The organism is Marinobacter nauticus, assembly GCF_003634635.1.
Taxonomy (GTDB): domain Bacteria; phylum Pseudomonadota; class Gammaproteobacteria; order Pseudomonadales; family Oleiphilaceae; genus Marinobacter; species Marinobacter nauticus.
In genome coordinates, this window is the sequence record NZ_RBJB01000002.1 from 948,450 (window position 1) to 968,769 (window position 20,320).

Below are 20,320 nucleotides of genomic sequence, written 5' to 3' on the forward strand. Positions count from 1 at the left end.
TTCATTGAGTAACGGACCTGTTTAACTCAGATCCAGATGGTGTTCACGCTCTGCCCGCACCAGCAGATGCGCCATGGTGCGCACATCGATCAACGCACACATGTGGTCAACCACGGTGCCCGCCAGCCAGGGGCGCTTGCTGCGCGCTGTGCGCCAGCGCACTTCATCCGGCCGCAGCGTGAAAGACTGGGCCACATCGTCACAGGCCAGCCCCCACTCACTGTCATCCAGCCGGATCACAAACCGATAATTGTCCCGGGCACCAGCCGGTACCCGGCCAGCCATAATCCACTCGGCGGTGTCCACAACCCGCAGGTTGTGGTCCCGATCCGGCCGTATCCCCATGTACCACCGGGGACTGCCAGGAATTGGCCGGATCTCTTCTTCAATACGATGGATGGCGCCCAACAGAACCAGCGGCACCGCCAACTGCAGCCCGGCCACCGTAAAAATCAGGCACTCGAACGGCTCTTCCGACCAGTCCGGGCGCGCCGGTGGCACCTCGCCATCGTTGCCCGGGGCCGTGACCGGCGCCTCCGTCTGAACCGGCTCCGGCGCTTTCTGTTCCACCACAGGTGCCTGAACGATTGGGCGAGGACGGGCTCTGGTGACAGGCTTTGCTTCGGTTTTTACCGGTTTCGGCGGCTCCGGTTCCGGTTGCGCCACTAACGGCTCCGGCTCAGGATGTATCTGTTCTTCCTGCAACGCAGTGCTGGTGGCGGTGTGCAGCAATTCATCCAGATAACTGGCAATGGCCGCTTCCGGCGCTGCCAGTTGCGTCATTTTTCTGTCAGCCATGCTGACGCTCCTTCACCGAACCGGTTCGCTTCAGGAGGTCGTCCAACAGATGATCATAGGCCCGGACACCGTGGGTTTCCGCATCCAGTTGCGAGGGAATAACCCCGGCCTGGCTGGCATCCCGGAATTTGGTATCAACCGGTACGGCGAAACGCCAGAGGGTATCCTGATAGGTCTTGCGCAACAGATTAAGGCTCTTGACCGAAGCCTGCGTCCGGCGATCATAGAGTGTGGGAACGATCATGTACGGTAATTCGTTCTTCTGGGAGCGCATGATCATTTGCAGGGTGTGCAGCATTCGTTCCAGGCCCTTGATGGCCAGAAACTCGGTCTGTACCGGAATCACCAGGTACTGGGCAGCGGCCAGTGCATTCACCATGAGCACACCCAGTGACGGCGTGTTGTCGAGAATCACGTAGTCAAAATCATCCCACAACTGGGCCAGGGCACGGGAGACAATCAGCCCCATACCCTCAACGCCAATCATCCGACGCTCCAGGGTGGCCAGTGCAGTACTGGCAGGCAGCAGCGACAGCCCGGGGCAACCGGTATCGGTGATCAGTTGCGCCGGCAGGCCTTCAGGAACCTTGCCCTGATGCTGAAACAGGTCAAATACGCTGTGGGCGATGGTATCCGGGTCATAACCAAACCAGCTGGTCAGCGATCCGTGCGGATCCAGATCAACCACCAGCACACGCTTGCCGCGCTGGGCCAGCAGTCCGCCCAGGGCGACCACAGAGGTTGTCTTCCCCACTCCACCTTTTTGATTGGCTACAGCCCAGATACGCACGTTTTGTTCTCCGGTAACGGCTCAGCCTGGCGTCATGCGCCGGCCTCTGTTCAACTTATCGGCAAGGATACGGGTAACTTGAAAGCCGAATCGATGGTTTTGCGGCAACCCCTTGCCGATTCGGACGATGAACAACAGGTAATACAGGAAGTGTGCCAGCTCAGCCATACGCATCTGCCACCGTCAGGTGATCAGCGCACCGCCCCCCGGATGCTTGCATCCCGGGAGATCAGCAGAACCACCCGGCGGTTACGCCGCCGGCCCTCCTCGGTATCGTTGCGGGCCACAGGCTGGTATTGACCATAACCCACCGCTGCCAGGCGCTCTGGCTCGATGCCCTCCATCATCAACATCCGGGCGACAGCCGCTGCACGGGCGGTCGAAAGTTCCCAGTTGGACGGAAAGCGGCTGGTACGAATGGGTTGGTTATCGGTAAAGCCTTCCACCTTGACCGCATTGTCGCGGTTGCGCAGTACACTGGCGATCTTTTCAATGACTTCAAAAGAGTCGTAATGGGGCTCAGCATCACCACTGCCAAAGAGCATGCTGTTCGGCAGATTGAGTTCAATCCACTCGCTGCTGGTTTCCAGACTCACTACCCCCTGATTGATCAGTTCGTCGAATTCCATGGCAAGCTGGTTGGCCATGGTTCGCAAAGCCTCGGTGCGACCCTCTGCATCCAGTTCCGGATTACGGGGCGCCTCGGTAACCGGCGGCGGAATAACATCTTCATGCTGTTGTTGCGGCGCCCGGACCGGCTGGCCGCCTACGGTGACCGGTTGCAATGAGCGCTGGGGGGCGTTAAAGACACCGGTGAAGGTTTCCGACAGCACCTTGTACTTGCCCTCATTCACGGACGATACCGAATACATCACCACGAAAAAGGCAAACAGAAGCGTGATGAAATCCGCGTAGGAAATCAGCCAGCGTTCCTTGTTGTGGAGATCATCCTGGGGTGGTCTGCGACGGCGCATAGGAAGCCCTGGCCCGGAATTACTGCAGGAAGCCCCGCAGTCTCAATTCGATGGATTTCGGGTTTTCGCCCTCGGCAATGGCGATAATGCCATCGATCATCATGTCCTCATAACGGGTGCGTTCCTTGATGATGCCCCGCAATTTATTGGCCACCGGAAAGAACAACAGGTTGGCGAGGGCAACGCCGTAGATGGTCGCCACAAAGGCCGTGGCGATGCCGCCCCCCAGTGATTGGGGATCTTCCAGGTTCGTCATGACCTGAATAAGGCCCATCACCGCGCCAATAATACCGATAGTGGGGGAATACCCACCCATGGCCTCATAGACCCTGGCCGACTCCAGATCGCGCTGCTCCCGGGTTTCCAGGTCCACTTCCATGATACTGCGAATGGACTCGGGCTCCGCACCATCAACCAGCAACTGCAGCCCTTTCCGGGCGAACGGCTCGGGCTCTCTCTCCGCAAGCCCTTCCAGGCCCAGCAGGCCCTGTTTTCGGGCTTTGACGCTCCAGTCGATGACCTTGCCAATGCCATCTTCCAGCGAGATATAGGGCGGAATAAACACCCAGCGAACCTGACCGAAGGCACGTTTGAGCATTGGCCAGGAGGTTTGCAGGATGGTTGCCGCCAGAGTTCCGCCCACCACGATCAACCCGGCCGGGCCGTTGAACAGTGAACTGACAGCACCACCTTCCAGCAGATTGCCACCCAGGATGGCCACGAACGCCAGGATGATTCCGAGCAGGCTCAGAATATCCATCAGCTCACACCTTCAACCAGCCGCGCGCCAATATCTTCCAGCGCCAGAATTTCGTCGCTCAGTCCGGCTTTGGCCACAGCCATCGGCATGCCATAGATGACGGAGGATTTCTCGTCCTGGGACCAGATCACGGAACCGGACTGCTTCATCATCCTGCAGCCTTCCTTGCCGTCGGAACCCATACCAGTGAGGATCAGACCCAGGGTTTTGCCTGGGAAGCTCCTGGCCAGAGAGCCGAAGGTAACATCCACACAGGGTTTGTAATTCAAGCGGTCATCACCCGGCAGAATCCGCACTTTCGCCTGCCCGCCGCGACTTTCAATCATCATCTGCTTGCCACCGGGCGCCAGCAGGGCCAGTCCCGGACGAAGCACATCGCCGTCCTCGGCCTGACGCACCTCAATGCGACACAACTTGTTGAGCCGCTCAGCAAAGGCCGGAGTGAAGCTGGCGGGCATGTGCTGAACCAGCACAATAGGCGCGGGGAACGAAGCCGGTAACGCCGTGAGCACCTTTTGCAGCGCAACGGGGCCACCGGTGGAAGTGCCGATGGCTACCACACTGTAGTGCCTGGCGGCCGTTTTTCTGGCGGGTTTACGAACCGGCTCGGAGGTCGCAGGGTCTTTACGGGGTTCCGTCGTTACCGGGCGGTGCAGGCGCGAACCAGCGCGCTCGACAGGTTCACGGCGAGGTTCCGTAGCCGGTGCCGCCGGCCTCGGGGCCACAGGCGCCGATCGGGCACCCGGGCGGCTACCGGCCACATCCAGAATACGCTGGATAAGGATTTTCTGAAGTTGACTGGTGTCCCTGGCAATTTCCTCGAAGTTCTTGGGCAGGAAATCCACTGCACCGGCTTCCAGGGCATCCAGGGTAACGCGGGCACCTTCATAGGTCAGGGACGAGAACATCAAAACCGGGGTGGGATGTTTGCGCATGATCTCGCGCACGGCAGAGATGCCGTCCATCACCGGCATCTCGTAATCCATGGTGATCACATCGGGGCGCAGTTTTTCTGCCAGCTCGACACCTTCCCGCCCGTTGGTGGCGGCGCCTACCACTTTAATCTGGCCCGAGGCCGTCAGGATTTCCGTCAGCCGTTTGCGAAAAAAGCCCGAATCATCCACGACCAGGACAGAAACTGTCATCCATTTCTCCTACACAATCCCGGAAATTCCTGCTCAGCCGTAGTGCTGCAGGAGGCTCGGCACATCAATAATCAGGGCGATACGGCCATCACCGGTGATGGTGGCGCCGGCCATTCCTGGCGTCCCCTGCAGGGCCCGGCCCAGAGGTTTGATCACCACCTCTTCCTGGCCAATCAGCTGATCAACGACAAAGCCGACTTGTTTGGTCCCCATGGCCACAATCACCACGTGCGCATTCTCCGGCTCGCCCTGACCTGCCGCACCGTGCACCAGCCAGCGCTTGATGTGGAACAGTGGGAACACTTTGTCCCGCACGACAATGCACTCTTTGCCGTCGACAATGTTGGTCTTGGTCAGATCCAGGTGGAAAATCTCCACCACATTCACCAGCGGCAGCGCGAAAGACTGGTCACCGAGCATGATCATCAACGTTGGCATAATGGCCAGAGTCAGCGGCACCTTGATGATAATGCTGGTGCCCTTGCCCTGTTCGGACATGATATTGATCTGCCCATTGAGCTGGCCGATCTTGGTTTTCACCACGTCCATGCCGACACCCCGACCAGAGACATCGGAAATCTGGTCCTTGGTGGAGAAACCGGCCGCAAAAATCAGATTGAAGCACTCGTTATCGGTAAGGCGGTCTGCCGCATCCTGATCGTACAGGCCCTTCTCGACCGCCTTGCGGCGCAAGACATCAGGATTCATACCGGCGCCGTCGTCGACAATGGACAGCAGAATATGGTCGCCTTCCTGCTCCGCCGACAGAGTCACGGTTCCAGCGCGAGGTTTGCCGGCCTTTTCCCGTACGTCCGGTGCCTCGACACCATGATCCACGGAATTTCTCACCAGGTGCACCAGGGGATCGGCCAGAGCTTCAACCAGGTTTTTATCCAGGTCGGTTTCCTCACCGTGCATGACCAGATTCACTTCTTTCTTCAGACTGCGGGCCAGGTCGCGCACCACTCTGGGGAAACGGCCGAAAACTTTCTTGATCGGCTGCATCCGTGTTTGCATGACGGCAGCCTGCAGATCCGTGGTCACCACATCGAGATTGGCCACTGCCTTGTGCATGTGTTCGTCTTCGCTTTCGGAACCCAGACGCTGCAGGCGGTTACGCACCAGCACCAGTTCGCCCACCATGTTCATGATGTCGTCCAGGCGCTTGGTATCAACCCGAACCGTGGTTTCGCCCGCTGGTGCGGCCTCACGGGCAGGTGCAGGGGCCGGCTTGGCAGCGGCCTTGCTCTCGGCTTTGGCTTCCGCTTTCTTTGGTTCCGGGGCTGGTTCGGCCTTGCTTGATGGAGCCGGCGCAGGCTTGGGCTCACCTGCGGCAGCCCCCGCGCTTGGGCCTGCACCCTTGCCATGCAGTTCGTCCAGCAGGTTCTCGAATTCGTCGTCGGAAATCAGATCGGCGTCACCGGATGATTTCTCCGAGCCACCGCTGGTGTCGATATCTGCCTTGGGCGCTTCATCTTCCGCAGGCGCGCCGGCAAACTGGCCCTTGCCGTGGAGTTGATCCAGCAGGGCCTCAAATTCATCGTCGGTAATCTCATCACTGTCTGAGCCGCCGCCGGGTTCTGCCGGGGTGCTCACCTGCTCGTTGCCGACCGGTTTCTGGCCATCGGATTTTTCATCCGCCAACGCGTCCAGCAGCTGCTCGAACTCTTCGTCAGTGATATCGCCCTGATCCCCTTGCTGCCCGACATCCGCAGACGACGGCTCCTGTGCCGGGGTTGGCGCTTCCACCGCCGGTGCATCCTCGGACTCGGGTTTGGCGAGTGCATCCAGAGCTTCAATCAGTTCGTCCGGCGCGGGCGTCGGTTCTTCCCGGTTGCGGACTTCTTCGAACATGGCATTAACGTTGTCCAGCGCCTCCAGCACCACGTCCATCAGGTCCGGTGTTACCTTGCGCTTGTGATTCCGGAGAATATCAAACACGTTTTCCGCAGAGTGGCAGCAATTAACCAGTGCCTCCAGTTGAAGGAAGCCTGCGCCCCCTTTCACGGTATGGAAGCCACGAAAAATGGCGTTCAGCAGATCGCTGTCATCGGGATGCTGCTCCAGATCCACCAGCTGCTCCGACAACTTTTCGAGTATCTCGCCGGCTTCTACCAGGAAGTCCTGCAGGATCTCTTCATCAGCATCTAACGCCATGCGTCACCCTCTTTATTATCAGAATCCGAGACTGGACAGCAGATCGTCCACATCGTCCTGTCCCGAAACCACATCTTCCCGCTCATCGGCCTTGATCTGGGGGCCTACACCTTTTTCGGCCGATTCTTCTTTTTCTTCAATCTGATGCACTGTGCCGGTCAGTTGATCCACGTGGCTGGCCATCACCACCAGACCAAGAAGGTTGTCTTCCACCTCTTTCACCAACGCGGTGACTTTCTGGATGACCTGACCGGTAAGGTCCTGAAAATCCTGAGCCAGAAGGATTTCCGACAGGTTCTGGTACAGACTGTCGGAGTCTGTCGTCAGGCCAGCGAAGAACTTGTCGATGCGACCGTAAAGCTCCCGAAACTCCGCAGGCTCCATTTCACGACGGCGCAGACGCTGCCACTCATCCCGCAGGGCAACCGCTTCATCCCGCATGGCGTGAGCCACCGGCATGCTTTCCTCAACCAGATCCATGGTGCGGTTCGCCGCCTGGCTGGTCATCTGAACCACATAGGCCAGACGGTCAGAAGCGTCGCTCATCTTCGACAGGACTTCTTTCTGCTCGGCATTACGCGGGTCTATCTGGAAGTTCCGGATTGCCTCATGGAGGCTGCGGGTCAGTCGCCCCACTTCCCGATACAGACTCTGATCGCGAACCTCGCTCAGTTCATTGATCAGGGTCATCGCCTTGGCATAATTCCCGGCGTTTACATTCTCGGCCAGGTCGGAGGCCTGCTTTTGAAGCTTCTCCGCCACCTCCGGATCAAGGCCCTGATGGTTCTGTTTGGTATCACTCATGGCGAGCCATCCGACCTCTGGTTACTGGATTCGTTCGAAGATTTTCTCGATCTTTTCCTTCAGCACGGCTGCCGTGAAAGGCTTGACCACATAACCGTTCACCCCGGCCTGAGCCGCAGCCACGATCTGGTCCCGCTTGGCCTCTGCCGTTACCATCAGAACCGGCAGGTTCTTCAGGTTTTCATCAGCACGGACAGCCTTCAGAAGGTCAAAGCCCGACATGCCGGGCATGTTCCAGTCAGTCACCAGGAAGTCATACTTGCCGCTTCGGAGCATGGGCAACGCGGTGTTGCCATCGTCTGCTTCATCCGTATTGGTGAAGCCGAGATCTCGCAGCAGGTTTTTGATGATGCGTCGCATTGTGGAGAAGTCATCCACAATGAGAATTTTCATGTTCTTGTCCAATGGGACCTCCAGTCAGTAACACCCGGAATTCATTCAGCCTTTTGGAAGTCTAGCAGGCTGCTACCTTAAGCGCTTATTGTGTGGTGTTTGCGCACGTTGTAAAGCATCGTTTACCAAAAGCTACACAGCTTGCTGAAAGAGAAACACAGCACCTGGCCGATCAGTCGTTGTCACCATCCCGCCACTCGGCCAGCCGGCTGCGAAGTCGCAACGCCGCCTGGCTGTGAATCTGGCTTACCCGGCTCTCACTGACCCCTAGCACCGCACCGATTTCCTTGAGGTTGAGCTCTTCCTGGTAATACAGGCTCAATACCAGCTTTTCACGCTCAGGCAACTGCTCAATGGCGTCTGCGAGACTTCGCTGGAAAGCGCCTGAAGCAATACCGTCCAGCGGATTATCACTCGCTTCTGCTTCTTCTATCGGCAGCTCGCCGGATTCATTGAGTTCATCAAGACTAAAAAGTCTACCGCTGTTAGCGTCGGCGAGTGAGGCATGATACTCGTCCAGACCAATGCCAAGCTCTTCAGCTACTTCGGCATCCTGGGCCTCGCGCCCGGTACGATCTTCCACCTGCTTGATAGCACTGGCGATTCGCCGGGCGTTGCGATGCACTGAGCGGGGCACCCAGTCGCCTTTGCGGATCTCATCCACCATGGCGCCGCGGATGCGAATCCCTGCGTAGGTTTCAAAGGTGGCACCTTTGCCGGAAGAATAGCGCTGCGCGGCCTCCAGCAGGCCAATCATACCGGCCTGCATAAGGTCTTCCAGCTGCACTGATGGCGGCAGCCGGGCCATGAGATGAAGGGCGATTTTCTTGACCAGCGGCGCATGCTCTTCAATCAGGGCTGAAGGGCTCCTGGCGCCGGCCTGATGGTAAATTCCCAGATGTTTCGCCAATGTCATGTATCCGGTTTTCTTGTAGGACTGGATTCAGATCAGACTTCGACGAGCCGCTCCACGAAGAATTCGAGATGCCCCCTGGGAGAGGACGGCAAAGGCCAGCTATCCACTTTTTCGGCCAGAGCCCGGATAGCCAGCGAGGCTTTCGCCCTCGGATAGGCATCCAATACCGCTTTCTGTCTTTGGACGGCTTTCTTGACGGCCTCGTCGTAAGGCACGATACCTACATATTGTAGTGCCACATCCAGAAAACGCTCGGTGACCCGGGTCAGTTTTTCAAACAGATGGCGGCCTTCCTGCTCATTGCGGACCTGGTTTGCCAGGATACGGAAGCGGTTGGTGCCATAATCCCGGTTCATCAGCTTGATCAACGCGTACGCATCGGTAATGGAAGTAGGTTCGTCGCAGACCACCAGCAGAAGTTCCTGCGAGGCCCTGAGGAAGCTGACCACCGATTCAGAAATACCTGCGGCGGTATCCACAATCAGAACGTCAATCTGGTCGCCCAGCTCACTGAAAGCGTTGATCAGGCCGGCATGTTCCATGGCGCTGAGCTGGGTCATACGCTGGGTGCCGGAGGAAGCCGGTACAATCTTGATACCACCAGGGCCATTCACCAGCACGTCTTTCAGATCACAATCGCCGCTGAGTACGTCTTGAAGATTTCGATTGGCGGTAATGCCGAGCAACACATCGATGTTGGCGAGCCCGAGATCCGCGTCCAGCAAGACAACCCGGCGCCCCTTCTGGGCCAGGGCGATACCGAGATTGACCGAAACATTGCTCTTGCCGACACCGCCCTTGCCGCCGGAAACCGCAATCACCTGAACCGGATGTGGTCTGCTCATACTGTTATCAGTCTCTTACTACGTTCTTGTACGGGCACGCGTGCCGGTGTTTTATTCTGTCGCCAACGAGGCTCAGGCACCTTCGGCGACTGTCTGTGTGCTCTGCACGGCCTTAAGCCGTTCTACGCCCAGGCGCACTAACGGAATGGCCTCCGCCCTCTGGAGATCTTCCGGTATCTTCTGGCCATCGGTGTACCAGGCCACCGGTAAGCTGGTCTCCATAACGAACCCGAGCGCTTCGCCCAGGGTCAGGGCCTCATCAATCTTGGTCATGATGCAGCCTGCAAGGTTTGCCATCTTATAGCAATGCCACACGGATTTCATGATACGTGGCTGACTGGTGGCGGAGACCACCAGATGTGTACGGATATTGTGATCGCTGTGAGCCAACTCCGCCAGTTGTTCCTGGTAACCGCGGTCGGCACTGGTCAGGCCGGCAGTGTCAATCAGCACCAGGTGTCGATCCGATAACTCATCAAGAATGTCATCCAGGGAATGGCTCTCATCCACCACTCGCACGGGCACATTCAGGATGCGGCCGAACACGAAGAGCTGCTCATGAGCGGCCACACGATAGCGGTCGGTGGTCACCAGTGCCAACGAATCCGGACCATGCTCAAGGACGTAGCGGGCCGCCAGCTTGCCAATGGTGGTGGTTTTGCCAGACCCGGTTGGCCCAACCAGGGCATAGTTACCGCCGGCATCAAGCCAGTCTTCGCGACCGGTACGAACGCCGGTCGCCAGCATTTTCAGTGACTGCTTCCAGCCGTCCTCCAGACGCCCGGCCCGGTGCCGACGGGACAGAGAGCCGGCCAGCTCCGCGCCCAAACCGAACTCCTGCAGGCGCTCGGCCAATCGTTGCTGAACTGCGCTGTTGCCGGTCGGCGTGGCAGTTGCAGCCTTACCACTGACCAGATCACGCAGAGAGCTGATTTCGGCACGCATACTGGCCAGTTCATCGGCATAGCCACCGGCGCCGGATTCGCTACCCGCAAACGGCTTTGCCAGCGCTTCATCACTGGGACGTGACGCCGGAAAATCGGCAGTCTCGAAAGACAAGGACGACGCCACGCCACCTGAGGCGCCACTTCCTGCGCGCTTTTCCCGAACCTCACGAATGCGACTGCGGGACCGGTTCAGCTCCTCTTCCAGCCGACGATGCTGCTCGGCCTGCATCTCTGCCAGCCGGGAGCCGTTGGTGGCTTCAACCGCCCTATCGCCAAGACGCTGACGCGCCATGTTTTCGTCGTAGTCGAGTGCCGTCACGATCTCAACACCACCATCAACCCGGCGGTTAGACAGAATAACGGCATCCGGCCCCATTTCGTGGCTTACCTGCTTCAGGGCCTCAGCCATGGACTGCGCAAAAAACCGTTTTACTTTCATGCTGTTTCATCCTCCCACCGGCAAGCACTCTGGCTCCCCGCGATGCTCCGTCGGTTTATTGACCCACAGAAGCGACTATCGTGATCTGTTTGTTATCCGGGATTTCCTGGTAAGAGAGCACATGCAAACGCTCTACCCCGTAGCTGGCAAACTTCGCCAGTACTGGCCGCAAGGGCCCCGAAACCAGCAGGATGGCGGGCTTGCCGAGCATTTCCTGGCGCTGCACGCTGTCCTGAAGGGATCGTTGCAGCTTTTCCACCATGTTGGGCTCAAGCACCAGACCAATGTCATCCTGACCGCCGGATTGTTGACTCTGCTGAACAGACTTCAGCAATAACTGTTCCAGGTCTGGATCCAACGTGATAACAGGGATTTCGGCGTCGTTGCCACAAATACTCTGAACAATCATCCGGCGCAGCGCCTGGCGGGCTACCGTGGTCAGTACTTTCGGGTCCTGACTCTTTGGATGCACGTTCACGATGGCCTCGGCAATGGAGCGCATATCCCGCACCGGCACTTCTTCTTTCAACAGGTTCTGCAAAACTTTCAACAGGATGCTGATGGAAATCGTGGTCGGCACCAGTTCCTCCGCCAGCTTGGGCGAAATCTTCTCCAACTGGTCCAGCCACTTCTGGGCTTCTTCGTGGCCAATCAGTTCATGAGCGTGTTTCTGCAGGATCTGATTCAGATGTGTCGCCACCACGGTACTCGCATCCACCACGGTGTAACCCAGGGTCTGGGCCTGATCCTTCCTGTCGGACTCAATCCAGATGGCGTCCAGGCCGAAGGCGGGGTCCTTGCCGGCAATGCCTTCAACTTTGCCAAACACCTGCCCCGGATCAATGGCCAGCTCCCGCTCCGGATGGATCTCGGCCTCGGCAATGGTCACGCCCATCAGGGTAATCCGGTAGACGTTCGGCATAAGATCCAGGTTGTCGCGAATGTGCACCGAGGGCATGAGGAAGCCCAGATCCTGCGAAAGCTTCTTACGAACCCCTTTGATCCGGCTGAGCAATTGTCCACCCTGGGATTTGTCTACCAGCGGAATCAGGCGGTAGCCCACTTCCAGCCCGACAATGTCCACCGTGGCCACGTCATCCCATCCGAGCTCGCGGGTTTCCCCCGGCGCCGGCAGTGCCTGCCCCTCGCCGCCCGGACGATCCGGAGAAATTTCCGCACCCTGCCGGGCCGCACCACCCGCCATGCCGCCACGACCAACAAAGCCACCTTCATCTTCAACCGTTTGCTGCTGTTTCTTCCAGATAAACCAGGCTGCGCCGGCGGCCAGCAAACCAAGGCCGAGAAACGCGATGTGGGGCATGCCCGGAATCAGGCCCAGCAGAATCAGGATACCCGCCGCAATACCCAACGCCTTGGGAGCGCTGAACATCTGCTGAATGATCTGGCCACCCATGTCCTGGCTGGACGTTACCCGGGTAACCATGATGGCGGCCGACGTGGAGAGCAACAGCGAGGGAATCTGGGCCACCAGACCATCACCGATGGTCAGCAGAGCATAACGCTCCATTGCCAGACCAAAATCCAACCCGTGCTGCATCATGCCGATAGCCACACCACCAACGATGTTGATGGCCAGAATCAGCAAACCGGCAACAGCATCGCCTTTCACGAACTTCGAGGCACCGTCCATGGAACCGTAAAAATCGGCTTCCTGGGCGATTTCCGAACGGCGATGCTTGGCCTCGTCCTGATTGATCAGCCCGGCATTCAGATCGGCATCAATCGCCATCTGCTTGCCAGGCATGGCATCCAGAGTGAAGCGGGCACTGACCTCAGACACCCGGCCGGCACCTTTGGTGACAACCAGAAAGTTGATGATCATAAGGATGGCGAAAACCACCAGACCAACAGCGTAGTTTCCCCCAATCAGGACTTCACCAAAGGACTCGATTACCTTACCGGCAGCATCGCCGCCCTCATGGCCGTTCAGCAATACAATCCGGGTGGACGCCACGTTCAGGCCCAGCCGCAACAGGGTGGCCACCAGCAATACCGTGGGGAAGGAGGCAAATTCCATCGGCCGCATGGCGTACACGCAGACCAGCAGAATGACGATAGACAGAGTGATGTTGAAGGTGAAGAACACATCCAGCAGGAACGCCGGCATGGGCAGAATCATCATGCCAAGCAGCCCCATCAGCATCAGGGGGATGCCGAGGTTCCCCCGCGTCAGGGATTTGACGTTGTTAAGGACTAGAGCTCTGTCCATGCCGGGTCTGTCTCCACGTATCTGTGCCTGCGGGCATTTTCCGGGTCGAAAATCTGACACCAGGGGTCGCTTTCCGGGTGGTATCGCAAGAACCGTACCAGCCCTTGCAAAATTTGACGTCTGAGCACCGTTCAACGCCTGACGCAGCGGCCCAGATACGGTATCCTTTCGCCATTTGCACTATCCCGATTCAAGCCAGAAACCCGAACACACAGGTGACCCCATGCCGATCCACGAAGTGAAGCACCCTCTGATCCGCCACAAGCTCGGCCTCATGCGCCGCGCCGACATCAGTACCAAAAACTTCCGAGAGCTGGCACAGGAAGTTGGCGCGCTGCTGACTTACGAGGCCACCAAAGACTTCAATCTTCAGGAAAAAACCATTGAGGGCTGGGCAGGCCCGGTCTCCGTGGAGCAGATCCACGGCAAGAAGGTAACCATCGTGCCCATCCTCCGTGCCGGTCTGGGCATGCTGGACGGTGTCCTGAGCCTGATTCCGGTGGCCCGGGTGAGCGTGGTTGGCCAGATCCGCAACGAAGACACCCTTGAAGCGGAAACCTACCTGGAAAAACTGGTAGGCGAGCTGGATCAGCGCATGGCCCTGATCATCGATCCGATGCTGGCTACCGGCGGCTCAATGATTTCCACCATCGATTTGCTCAAAAAGGCCGGTAGCACCGAAATCCGGGCTCTGGTTCTGGTGGCTGCGCCGGAGGGCGTGGAAAAGGTTCTGGAAAAACACCCGGACGTGTCCATCTACACCGCATCGGTGGATGAGCGCCTGAACGAGAAAGGCTACATTCTGCCGGGCCTGGGTGATGCCGGCGACAAGATCTTCGGCACCAAGCAGAAGGACGTCTGAGCATGCAGGACCATAACAACGATCCGGTCTGGAAACAGGCTATTGCCGGTTCCCAGATGCTGCTGGTGGCTTTTGGCGCCCTGGTACTGATGCCACTGATTACCGGCCTGGACCCGAACGTCGCGCTGTTCACTGCCGGCCTGGGCACTCTTATCTTTCACATTGTGACCGGTGGCCAGATCCCGATTTTCCTGGCTTCATCGTTCGCGTTCATCGCGCCCGTGCTGGCCTCCAAAGGCCGCTTTGGCCTGGAAGAAACCCTCGGTGGCCTGATGGCCGCAGGCATTCTATATATCATTCTGTCCGGGGCGATTCGCCTGCGTGGCACCGGCTTCATTACCCGGCTGCTGCCTCCGGTGGTGATTGCACCGGTCATCATGACCATCGGCCTGGGGTTGGCTCCGGTAGCAGTGTTTATGGCTACAGGCAAAACCGGTGACGGCCAGACTCAGCTGGTGCCCTACAACACTGCCATATGGATTGCCATGATCTCTCTGGCCGTGACCATCATCATGTCGGTCTGGGCCAAGGGCATTTTCCGACTGATCCCGATCATGTTCGGTGTCCTCGTGGGTTACCTTCTCTCTGCCATTATGGGCATTGTTGACACAACGCCGATCCAACAGGCTGAGTGGCTGGCAATGCCAAACTTCGTAGCACCGGCGTTCAGCTGGGGCGCTATCCTGTTCATGATTCCGGTCGCCATCGCACCAGCCATCGAACACATCGGCGACGTTCTGGCCATCGGTAACGTTACCCGCAAGAACTATCTGGAAAAACCGGGCTTGCACCGTACCCTGCTGGGTGATGGTCTGGCCACCAGCGCTGCCTCGCTGCTTGGCGGTCCTCCCAACACCACGTATTCCGAGGTAACCGGTGCGGTGATGCTGACCAAGAACTTCAACCCGAAAGTTATGTGGTGGGCGGCGGTGGTTGCCATTGTTCTGGCGTTTGTCGGCAAGTTCGGCGCCGCGTTGCAGACCATTCCGGTACCGGTTATGGGCGGCATCCTCTGCCTGCTGTTCGGTTCAATCGCCGTTGTGGGCCTGAATACCCTGATCCGACATCAGGTGGATCTGTCCCAGTCCCGTAATCTGGTGATCGTAGGCGTGACCCTGGTCTTTGGTATCGGCAACATGGCGCTGGGCCAACTGGAAGGCATCGCCCTGTGCGCAGTGGTTGCCATCATCCTTAACCTGATCCTGCCGGGCGAACGGGAAGCCTGGGGCAAGCGGATTCACGAGCACGAATCCAGCTGACCCCGCGGAAAGCAATATCCTGCCTCTATTCCGATCCCCGGAATAGAGGGCTTCAGATATCGCGCCGCATATCGGGCGGAATCGGGAAGTCCGGCATGCCGGGCTTCGGCCCACGGCCCTTGCGGAACTGACGCAGCTGGAAGACGTAGGCCAGCACCTGAGCAATGGCCATGTACAGGCCGTCCGGAATCTCTTCACCAATATCGGTATTGTGATACACCGCCCGTGTCAGTGGCGGTGTTCGCAGGACCTCGACCTTGTTCTCCCTGGCAATTTCCATAATCTTGAAGGCCACCTCGTCTGCCCCCTTGGCCACCACCACTGGCGCGCCCATGGTTTTCTGATCGTACTTCAATGCCACGGCATAGTGGGTCGGGTTAGTAATCACCACATCGGCCTTGGGAACGTCCTGCATCATCCGGCGCTGGGCCATCTCCCGCTGGAGCTGGCGAATCTTGCCTTTGACCTCCGGCTTGCCCTCGGTGTCCTTGTACTCGTCCTTGACCTCCTGCTTGGTCATACGGAGCTTTTTCTGGTGATCGTAGATCTGGAAAGGCACGTCGATGGCGGCAATAGCAATGGTGGCGCAGGACAGGAAGAAGAAACTCCAGCCCAGCGTCCACAGCACGTGCTCCATGGCAGGTACGGTCGGTTCTTCCGCAATCGCAAGCAAGTCTTCGGTGCGAAGGTTCAGAATCAGGATGGCGACCGCCATCACCAGGCCCACCTTGGCAATCGCCTTGACCAGCTCGATCAGGGAGCGCATGGAGAACATTCGTCCCAGGCCCTTGATCGGATCCATCCGGTTGAATTTCGGTGCGATGGCCTTGGCACTGAACAGCAGACCGCCGATGCCAATGGAGCCGGCAATGGCTGCAATCAGCAACATCACCAGTATCGGTGACAGCGCCCAGGCGGCCTCTTTGGCCGCCAGTATCAGTTGAACACTCATATGCCGGGTATCAAAAATCGCTGAGCGCTCGATTACGAAGGAGTCGCGCATGATGGACTCAATAGAAGCGCCAAGCGACGTACCAAAAATCAGAAGCCCGCCAGCACCGGCCAGCAATACCGCCATGGTGGCGAGTTCCTTGGAACGAGCCGTCTGGCCTTCCTCCTTGGCCTTCTCCAGGCGTCGGGGGGTAGGCTCTTCGGTTTTTTCCTGACTGTTGTCGTTCTCTTCGGCCATGGTCAGGGTTGCCCTTGCAGAGCGCGCATGAAATCAAACGTTTCCCGCGTGTACTGATCGAAGTGTGGCAGGAAATTGGCGTGTAAGACCCAGATAGCAAACAACCCAAAAATCAGGCCAATCGGAAAGCCGAGGGCGAAGATGTTCATCTGAGGCGCCGCACGGGTCATTACACCGAAAGAGATGTTCACAATCAAAACCGCAGTCACGGCCGGCAATGCCAGCAACATGGCAGAGGCAAACATCCATGAAATGCGATGGGCCAGCGCCCACACACCATCCTGCCCCAGCCCTTCCAGGCCAATAGGCAAGGTGTAGAAACTCTCGATGAACACCTCGAAGGCCACCAGATGGCCATTCATCACCAGAAACAGCAAAGTAATGGTGATGGTGTAGATCTGAGCCAGCACTGGCACGTTAACACCATTGGCGGGGTCTACCATGGAGGCAAAGCCCAGGCCCATCTGCATGGCAATCATCTGCCCGGCGATCACAAACAACTGCCAGAGTGCGGTCAGCGCGAAGCCCAGGCCGATACCAATCAGGATCTGCTGCAGCGTGATGACGACCGCGTCGGCACTGAGCGCTTCCACCTGGGGAACGGGAGGGATCATGGGCACAATCAGGATGGTCATCAGTAACGCCAGTCCCAGCCGCACCCTCGCCGGCACCAGTTGAGTACCGAAAACAGGGATGACCATGAGAAAACTGGCCAGCCGGAACAATGGCCAGATATGCTGCCCCACCCACTGGCCGATCAGATCTGCACTGAACTCCGCCGGCAGCATGGGCTCAGCCGATCAGATAGGGAATGCGGGAGATCAGCCCGTTGGCGTGGTCCAGCAAGGTGGTCAGCATCCAGGGCCCGGCGGCAATGATCACGATCAGTGTGATCAGGAGGCGAGGCAGGAAACTGAGGGTCTGTTCGTTGATCTGGGTGGCAGCCTGGAAGGTACTGACCACAAGACCAATCGCCAGCCCCGGCCCGATGATGACCGCAGACAGCAAAACAATCAGCCAGAGCGCTTCTCGCAGTATGTCGATAACCGTTTCCGGAGTCATGATACCTCCTAGATCCCGTAACTGGCGGCCAGGGTTCCCATGATCAGGGCCCAGCCATCCACCAGCACAAACAGCATGATTTTAAAGGGCAGCGAGATGATAATGGGTGACAGCATCATCATACCCATGGCCATCAGAACACTGGCCACCACCATGTCGATGATCAGGAATGGTATAAACAGAATAAACCCGATCTGGAACGCCGTCTTCAGTTCACTGGTGACAAACGCCGGCATCAGAATCCAGAAAGACACGTCCTGCGGTGTTTCATACTGAACATCGGCAATCCTCATGAACAGCGCCAGGTCGTCTTCTCGAGTCTGCTCCAGCATAAACTTCCGAAACGGCTGGCTGGCCAGTTCCACCGCCTCCAGTGAAGTCACCTCTTCCTGCAGGTATGGTTGCAGGCCCACCCGGTTCGCCTCTTCCAGCACCGGCTTCATGATAAAAATGCTCAGAAACAGCGCCAGCCCCAGCAAGATCTGGTTGGAGGGTGTGGCCTGTAGCCCCAGAGCCTGACGAAGAATCGCAAAGACCACGATGATCCGGGTAAACGAGGTCATCATCATCAGCATGGCCGGCAGGAAAGTCAGCGCGGTCATCAGCGCCAGGATCTGCAGGGTTACCGAGTACTCCTCGGTGCCGTTCTCGCCGGGCTCAACCGTAAATGCCGGAATGCCGGGCAGATCAGCCTGGGCTAGGGCGGGAAGACAAAGGCCGGCAATCAGCGCAAGCCAGGGAAAACCGCGTTTGAGAATGGCCACCACCATGACGTTAGTCTTTCCTCTCTGGCGCTGACCAGGATTTGCCAATCATGGACTGCAGCTTGCGGGCGAAGTCACTGGAGCCGGCATTGCCGGCATCCACCACCGGCTGATCAAATACATGCAGGGTCCTGATCGTGCTGGGAGTAATGCCAAGCAGAATCTGCTGCTGCCCCACTTCCACCAGCGCAATACGTTCCCTGGCACCGATAGCCAGCACAGACACCACCTTGATGGCGTTGTTGTTCATACCGGTCATGCCGCCCATCCGACGGATCAGCCAGGCACAACCATAAATGATGGCCACCACCGCCAGCAGGCCCGCTCCCAGGCTCAGTATCGTCGCCACAGTATCCGGGGCACGCCCACCAGAGGTGGCGATTTCGCCCGCCGCTGCCGTTTCCTCGGCCAACAGCGGCAGCGGAGCCCACAACAGCAACCAGCCCGTCAGTCTTGCCATATTATTTCTGCAGCCGTTTGATTCGCTCACCCGGACTGATCACGTCCGTCAACCGGATACCAAACTTCTCATTGACCATGACCACCTCACCGTGGGCGATCAGGGTGCCATTAACCAGCACGTCCAGAGGCTCGCCCGCCAGTCGGTCGAGTTCAATCACTGAGCCCTGGTTCAGCTGAAGCAGGTTTCGTATCGGAATCTGGGTGTTCCCCACTTCCATGGAAATGGTAACCGGAATATCCAAAATTACGTCAATGTCAGGAGACTCACCGCCACCAGGGCCCTGGTCCGCACCAAACTCTTCCATGGGAGCGGTGCGCACATCCTGGCGTTCGGCTTCAGGCTGGTCGTCGCCACCTCCAGCCTCGGCCATGGCCGCTGCCCACTCATCTTCCCGGGAGCCTTCTCCATCGCCGGACTCGTCCATTGCCGCTTCCCACTCGGCCGCCAGCTTTTCGTCTTCGCTGAGTTCCTGCTCGTCTTTCTTGTCGTCGTCAGCCATTGCGTCCCACCTTCAGTTGTTTCTTTACCTTGGGCAACTTGGCCCGGTCGTGAATCCTCAGCGCCAGCTTACCGTCGCGGGTGCCCAGCGTTGCCTTGTAGATTGGAATACCATTGGCGGTCACCGTCAGGTGCTCGGGAATCTCTACCGGAATCACATCGCCAGCTTTCATCCGGGCAATGTCACGCAGAGAGATGCGGCGCCGGCAGACGGTGGTATTGATGGGCACATTGACCTCTTTGATGTCCTCCTGCAAGGCGTTTACCCAGCGTTCGTCGACATCATCAATATCACTCTGCACACCCGCATCCAGCACATCGCGGATTGGCTCGATCATGGAATACGGCAGTGCGAAATGAAGTTCGCCGCCCCCCCCATCGAGTTCAATATGGAAGGTGCTGACCACGACCACTTCGCTCGGGCTGACGATGTTGGCCATGGCCGGGTTGACTTCCGAGCTGAGGTATTCGAATTCCACCTGCAAGACTGCGTGCCAGGCTTCTTTCATATCGTGGAAGACCTGATTCAGTACCATTTGCACAATTCGGGTTTCGGTCGGTGTGAATTCCCGACCCTCGATCTTGGCATGGCGGCCCTCACCACCGAAGAAGTTGTCCACCAGTTTGAACACCAGCTTGGCGTCCAGCACGAACAGGGATGTACCGCGTAACGGGCGAACCTTGCACAGGTTAAGGCTGGTGGGTACGTACAGGGTATGGATGTACTCACCGAACTTCATGATCTGGACGCCGCCGGTGGAGACATCGGCATTGCGGCGCAGCAGGTTGAACAGACTGATACGGGTATAGCGGGCAAAACGCTCGTTGATCATCTCGAGCGTTGGCATGCGGCCACGGACGATCCGATCCTGGCTGGCGAGGTCGTAGTTCTTTACGCCGGTATCATCGGTCTCTTCATAGGTATCGATGTCACCATCATCCACCCCGTGGAGGAGGGCATCGATCTCGTCCTGTGACAGTAAATCCTGCATACCTGTTCCTGCCCCTAATGTTGGTTATCCGCC

Annotated in this window: 22 protein-coding genes; 2 read left to right on the plus strand and 20 right to left on the minus strand. The window is 58.1% G+C overall.

All coding sequences use genetic code 11. The annotated features are described in order from the left end of the window. Positions 1 to 21 precede the first annotated feature (21 nt). The 13 genes from C7436_RS04630 to flhA form a co-directional block, all read right to left on the minus strand. The gene (locus tag C7436_RS04630; protein ID WP_121206853.1) at positions 22 to 798 is read right to left on the minus strand and encodes a chemotaxis protein CheW; all 777 of its coding nucleotides are present in this window, start codon (positions 796 to 798) and stop codon (positions 22 to 24) included. Further along, positions 791 to 1,588 carry a ParA family protein gene (locus tag C7436_RS04635; RefSeq protein WP_011785442.1) on the minus strand — a complete coding sequence of 266 codons (798 nt, stop codon included), beginning with the start codon at positions 1,586 to 1,588 and terminating at the stop codon, positions 791 to 793. Before C7436_RS04635 ends, C7436_RS04630 begins: the two co-directional genes overlap by 8 nt. A 21-nt stretch (positions 1,589 to 1,609) precedes the next feature. Continuing rightward, on the minus strand, positions 1,610 to 1,756 hold the full coding sequence (locus C7436_RS18735; protein WP_157680627.1) for a hypothetical protein: 147 nt from the start codon (positions 1,754 to 1,756) through the stop codon (positions 1,610 to 1,612). A gap of 23 nt (positions 1,757 to 1,779) precedes the next feature. Then, positions 1,780 to 2,562, minus strand: a complete 783-nt coding sequence (motD, locus tag C7436_RS04640) for a flagellar motor protein MotD (protein WP_011785443.1) — start codon at positions 2,560 to 2,562, stop codon at positions 1,780 to 1,782. Positions 2,563 to 2,581: 19 nt separating this feature from the next. Next, positions 2,582 to 3,322, minus strand: coding sequence for a flagellar motor protein (locus C7436_RS04645; RefSeq protein ID WP_011785444.1), 741 nt, complete (start codon positions 3,320 to 3,322; stop codon positions 2,582 to 2,584). Further along, positions 3,322 to 4,467, minus strand: coding sequence for a protein-glutamate methylesterase/protein-glutamine glutaminase (locus C7436_RS04650; protein WP_023009867.1), 1,146 nt, complete (start codon positions 4,465 to 4,467; stop codon positions 3,322 to 3,324). Before C7436_RS04650 ends, C7436_RS04645 begins: the two co-directional genes overlap by 1 nt. A 33-nt stretch (positions 4,468 to 4,500) precedes the next feature. Then, entirely contained in the window at positions 4,501 to 6,624 is a 2,124-nt protein-coding gene (locus C7436_RS04655; RefSeq protein ID WP_121206854.1) for a chemotaxis protein CheA, read from the minus strand. Between the two features lie 18 nt (positions 6,625 to 6,642). Then, positions 6,643 to 7,428: a protein phosphatase CheZ gene (locus C7436_RS04660; RefSeq protein ID WP_011785447.1), complete on the minus strand. Its 786-nt coding sequence runs from the start codon at positions 7,426 to 7,428 to the stop codon at positions 6,643 to 6,645. Between the two features lie 21 nt (positions 7,429 to 7,449). Then, a complete protein-coding gene (gene cheY / locus C7436_RS04665; protein WP_011785448.1) occupies positions 7,450 to 7,833 on the minus strand; it encodes a chemotaxis response regulator CheY in 384 nt (127 codons plus the stop codon). Positions 7,834 to 7,993: 160 nt separating this feature from the next. After that, positions 7,994 to 8,737, minus strand: coding sequence for an RNA polymerase sigma factor FliA (locus C7436_RS04670; RefSeq protein WP_023010591.1), 744 nt, complete (start codon positions 8,735 to 8,737; stop codon positions 7,994 to 7,996). A gap of 32 nt (positions 8,738 to 8,769) precedes the next feature. Continuing rightward, positions 8,770 to 9,582 (minus strand): MinD/ParA family protein, encoded by an 813-nt coding sequence (locus tag C7436_RS04675; RefSeq protein ID WP_011785450.1) that lies wholly within the window; start codon positions 9,580 to 9,582, stop codon positions 8,770 to 8,772. Positions 9,583 to 9,654: 72 nt separating this feature from the next. Continuing rightward, positions 9,655 to 10,968 carry a flagellar biosynthesis protein FlhF gene (flhF, locus tag C7436_RS04680; protein WP_121206855.1) on the minus strand — a complete coding sequence of 438 codons (1,314 nt, stop codon included), beginning with the start codon at positions 10,966 to 10,968 and terminating at the stop codon, positions 9,655 to 9,657. Between the two features lie 55 nt (positions 10,969 to 11,023). Next, positions 11,024 to 13,198, minus strand: coding sequence for a flagellar biosynthesis protein FlhA (gene flhA, locus C7436_RS04685; RefSeq protein ID WP_036148968.1), 2,175 nt, complete (start codon positions 13,196 to 13,198; stop codon positions 11,024 to 11,026). Positions 13,199 to 13,421: 223 nt separating this feature from the next. On the opposite strand from flhA, the gene upp reads away from it, so the two are divergent. Beyond that, complete coding sequence (upp, locus tag C7436_RS04690; protein ID WP_011785453.1) at positions 13,422 to 14,060, plus strand: uracil phosphoribosyltransferase; 639 nt, start codon at positions 13,422 to 13,424, stop codon at positions 14,058 to 14,060. 2 nt (positions 14,061 to 14,062) lie between these two features. Then, complete coding sequence (locus C7436_RS04695; protein WP_011785454.1) at positions 14,063 to 15,319, plus strand: uracil-xanthine permease family protein; 1,257 nt, start codon at positions 14,063 to 14,065, stop codon at positions 15,317 to 15,319. Between the two features lie 52 nt (positions 15,320 to 15,371). Here C7436_RS04695 and flhB read toward each other — a convergent pair whose 3' ends face one another. From flhB to fliM, 7 genes are read right to left on the minus strand one after another with little or no spacing between them, the layout of a single operon-like run. Beyond that, complete coding sequence (flhB, locus tag C7436_RS04700; RefSeq protein ID WP_011785455.1) at positions 15,372 to 16,508, minus strand: flagellar biosynthesis protein FlhB; 1,137 nt, start codon at positions 16,506 to 16,508, stop codon at positions 15,372 to 15,374. Positions 16,509 to 16,510: 2 nt separating this feature from the next. Beyond that, complete coding sequence (fliR, locus tag C7436_RS04705) at positions 16,511 to 17,296, minus strand: flagellar biosynthetic protein FliR (protein WP_014421043.1); 786 nt, start codon at positions 17,294 to 17,296, stop codon at positions 16,511 to 16,513. A gap of 4 nt (positions 17,297 to 17,300) precedes the next feature. After that, a complete protein-coding gene (gene fliQ, locus C7436_RS04710; protein WP_014421042.1) occupies positions 17,301 to 17,570 on the minus strand; it encodes a flagellar biosynthesis protein FliQ in 270 nt (89 codons plus the stop codon). Between the two features lie 8 nt (positions 17,571 to 17,578). After that, positions 17,579 to 18,340: a flagellar type III secretion system pore protein FliP gene (gene fliP / locus C7436_RS04715; RefSeq protein WP_011785458.1), complete on the minus strand. Its 762-nt coding sequence runs from the start codon at positions 18,338 to 18,340 to the stop codon at positions 17,579 to 17,581. Between the two features lie 4 nt (positions 18,341 to 18,344). Then, entirely contained in the window at positions 18,345 to 18,794 is a 450-nt protein-coding gene (gene fliO, locus C7436_RS04720) for a flagellar biosynthetic protein FliO (protein ID WP_121206856.1), read from the minus strand. A 1-nt stretch (position 18,795) separates the two neighbouring features. After that, positions 18,796 to 19,296 (minus strand): flagellar motor switch protein FliN, encoded by a 501-nt coding sequence (gene fliN, locus C7436_RS04725; protein ID WP_121206857.1) that lies wholly within the window; start codon positions 19,294 to 19,296, stop codon positions 18,796 to 18,798. Further along, a complete protein-coding gene (fliM, locus tag C7436_RS04730) occupies positions 19,289 to 20,287 on the minus strand; it encodes a flagellar motor switch protein FliM (RefSeq protein ID WP_011785461.1) in 999 nt (332 codons plus the stop codon). The genes fliN and fliM overlap by 8 nt, the downstream gene beginning before the upstream one ends. Between the last annotated feature and the right edge of the window lie 33 nt (positions 20,288 to 20,320).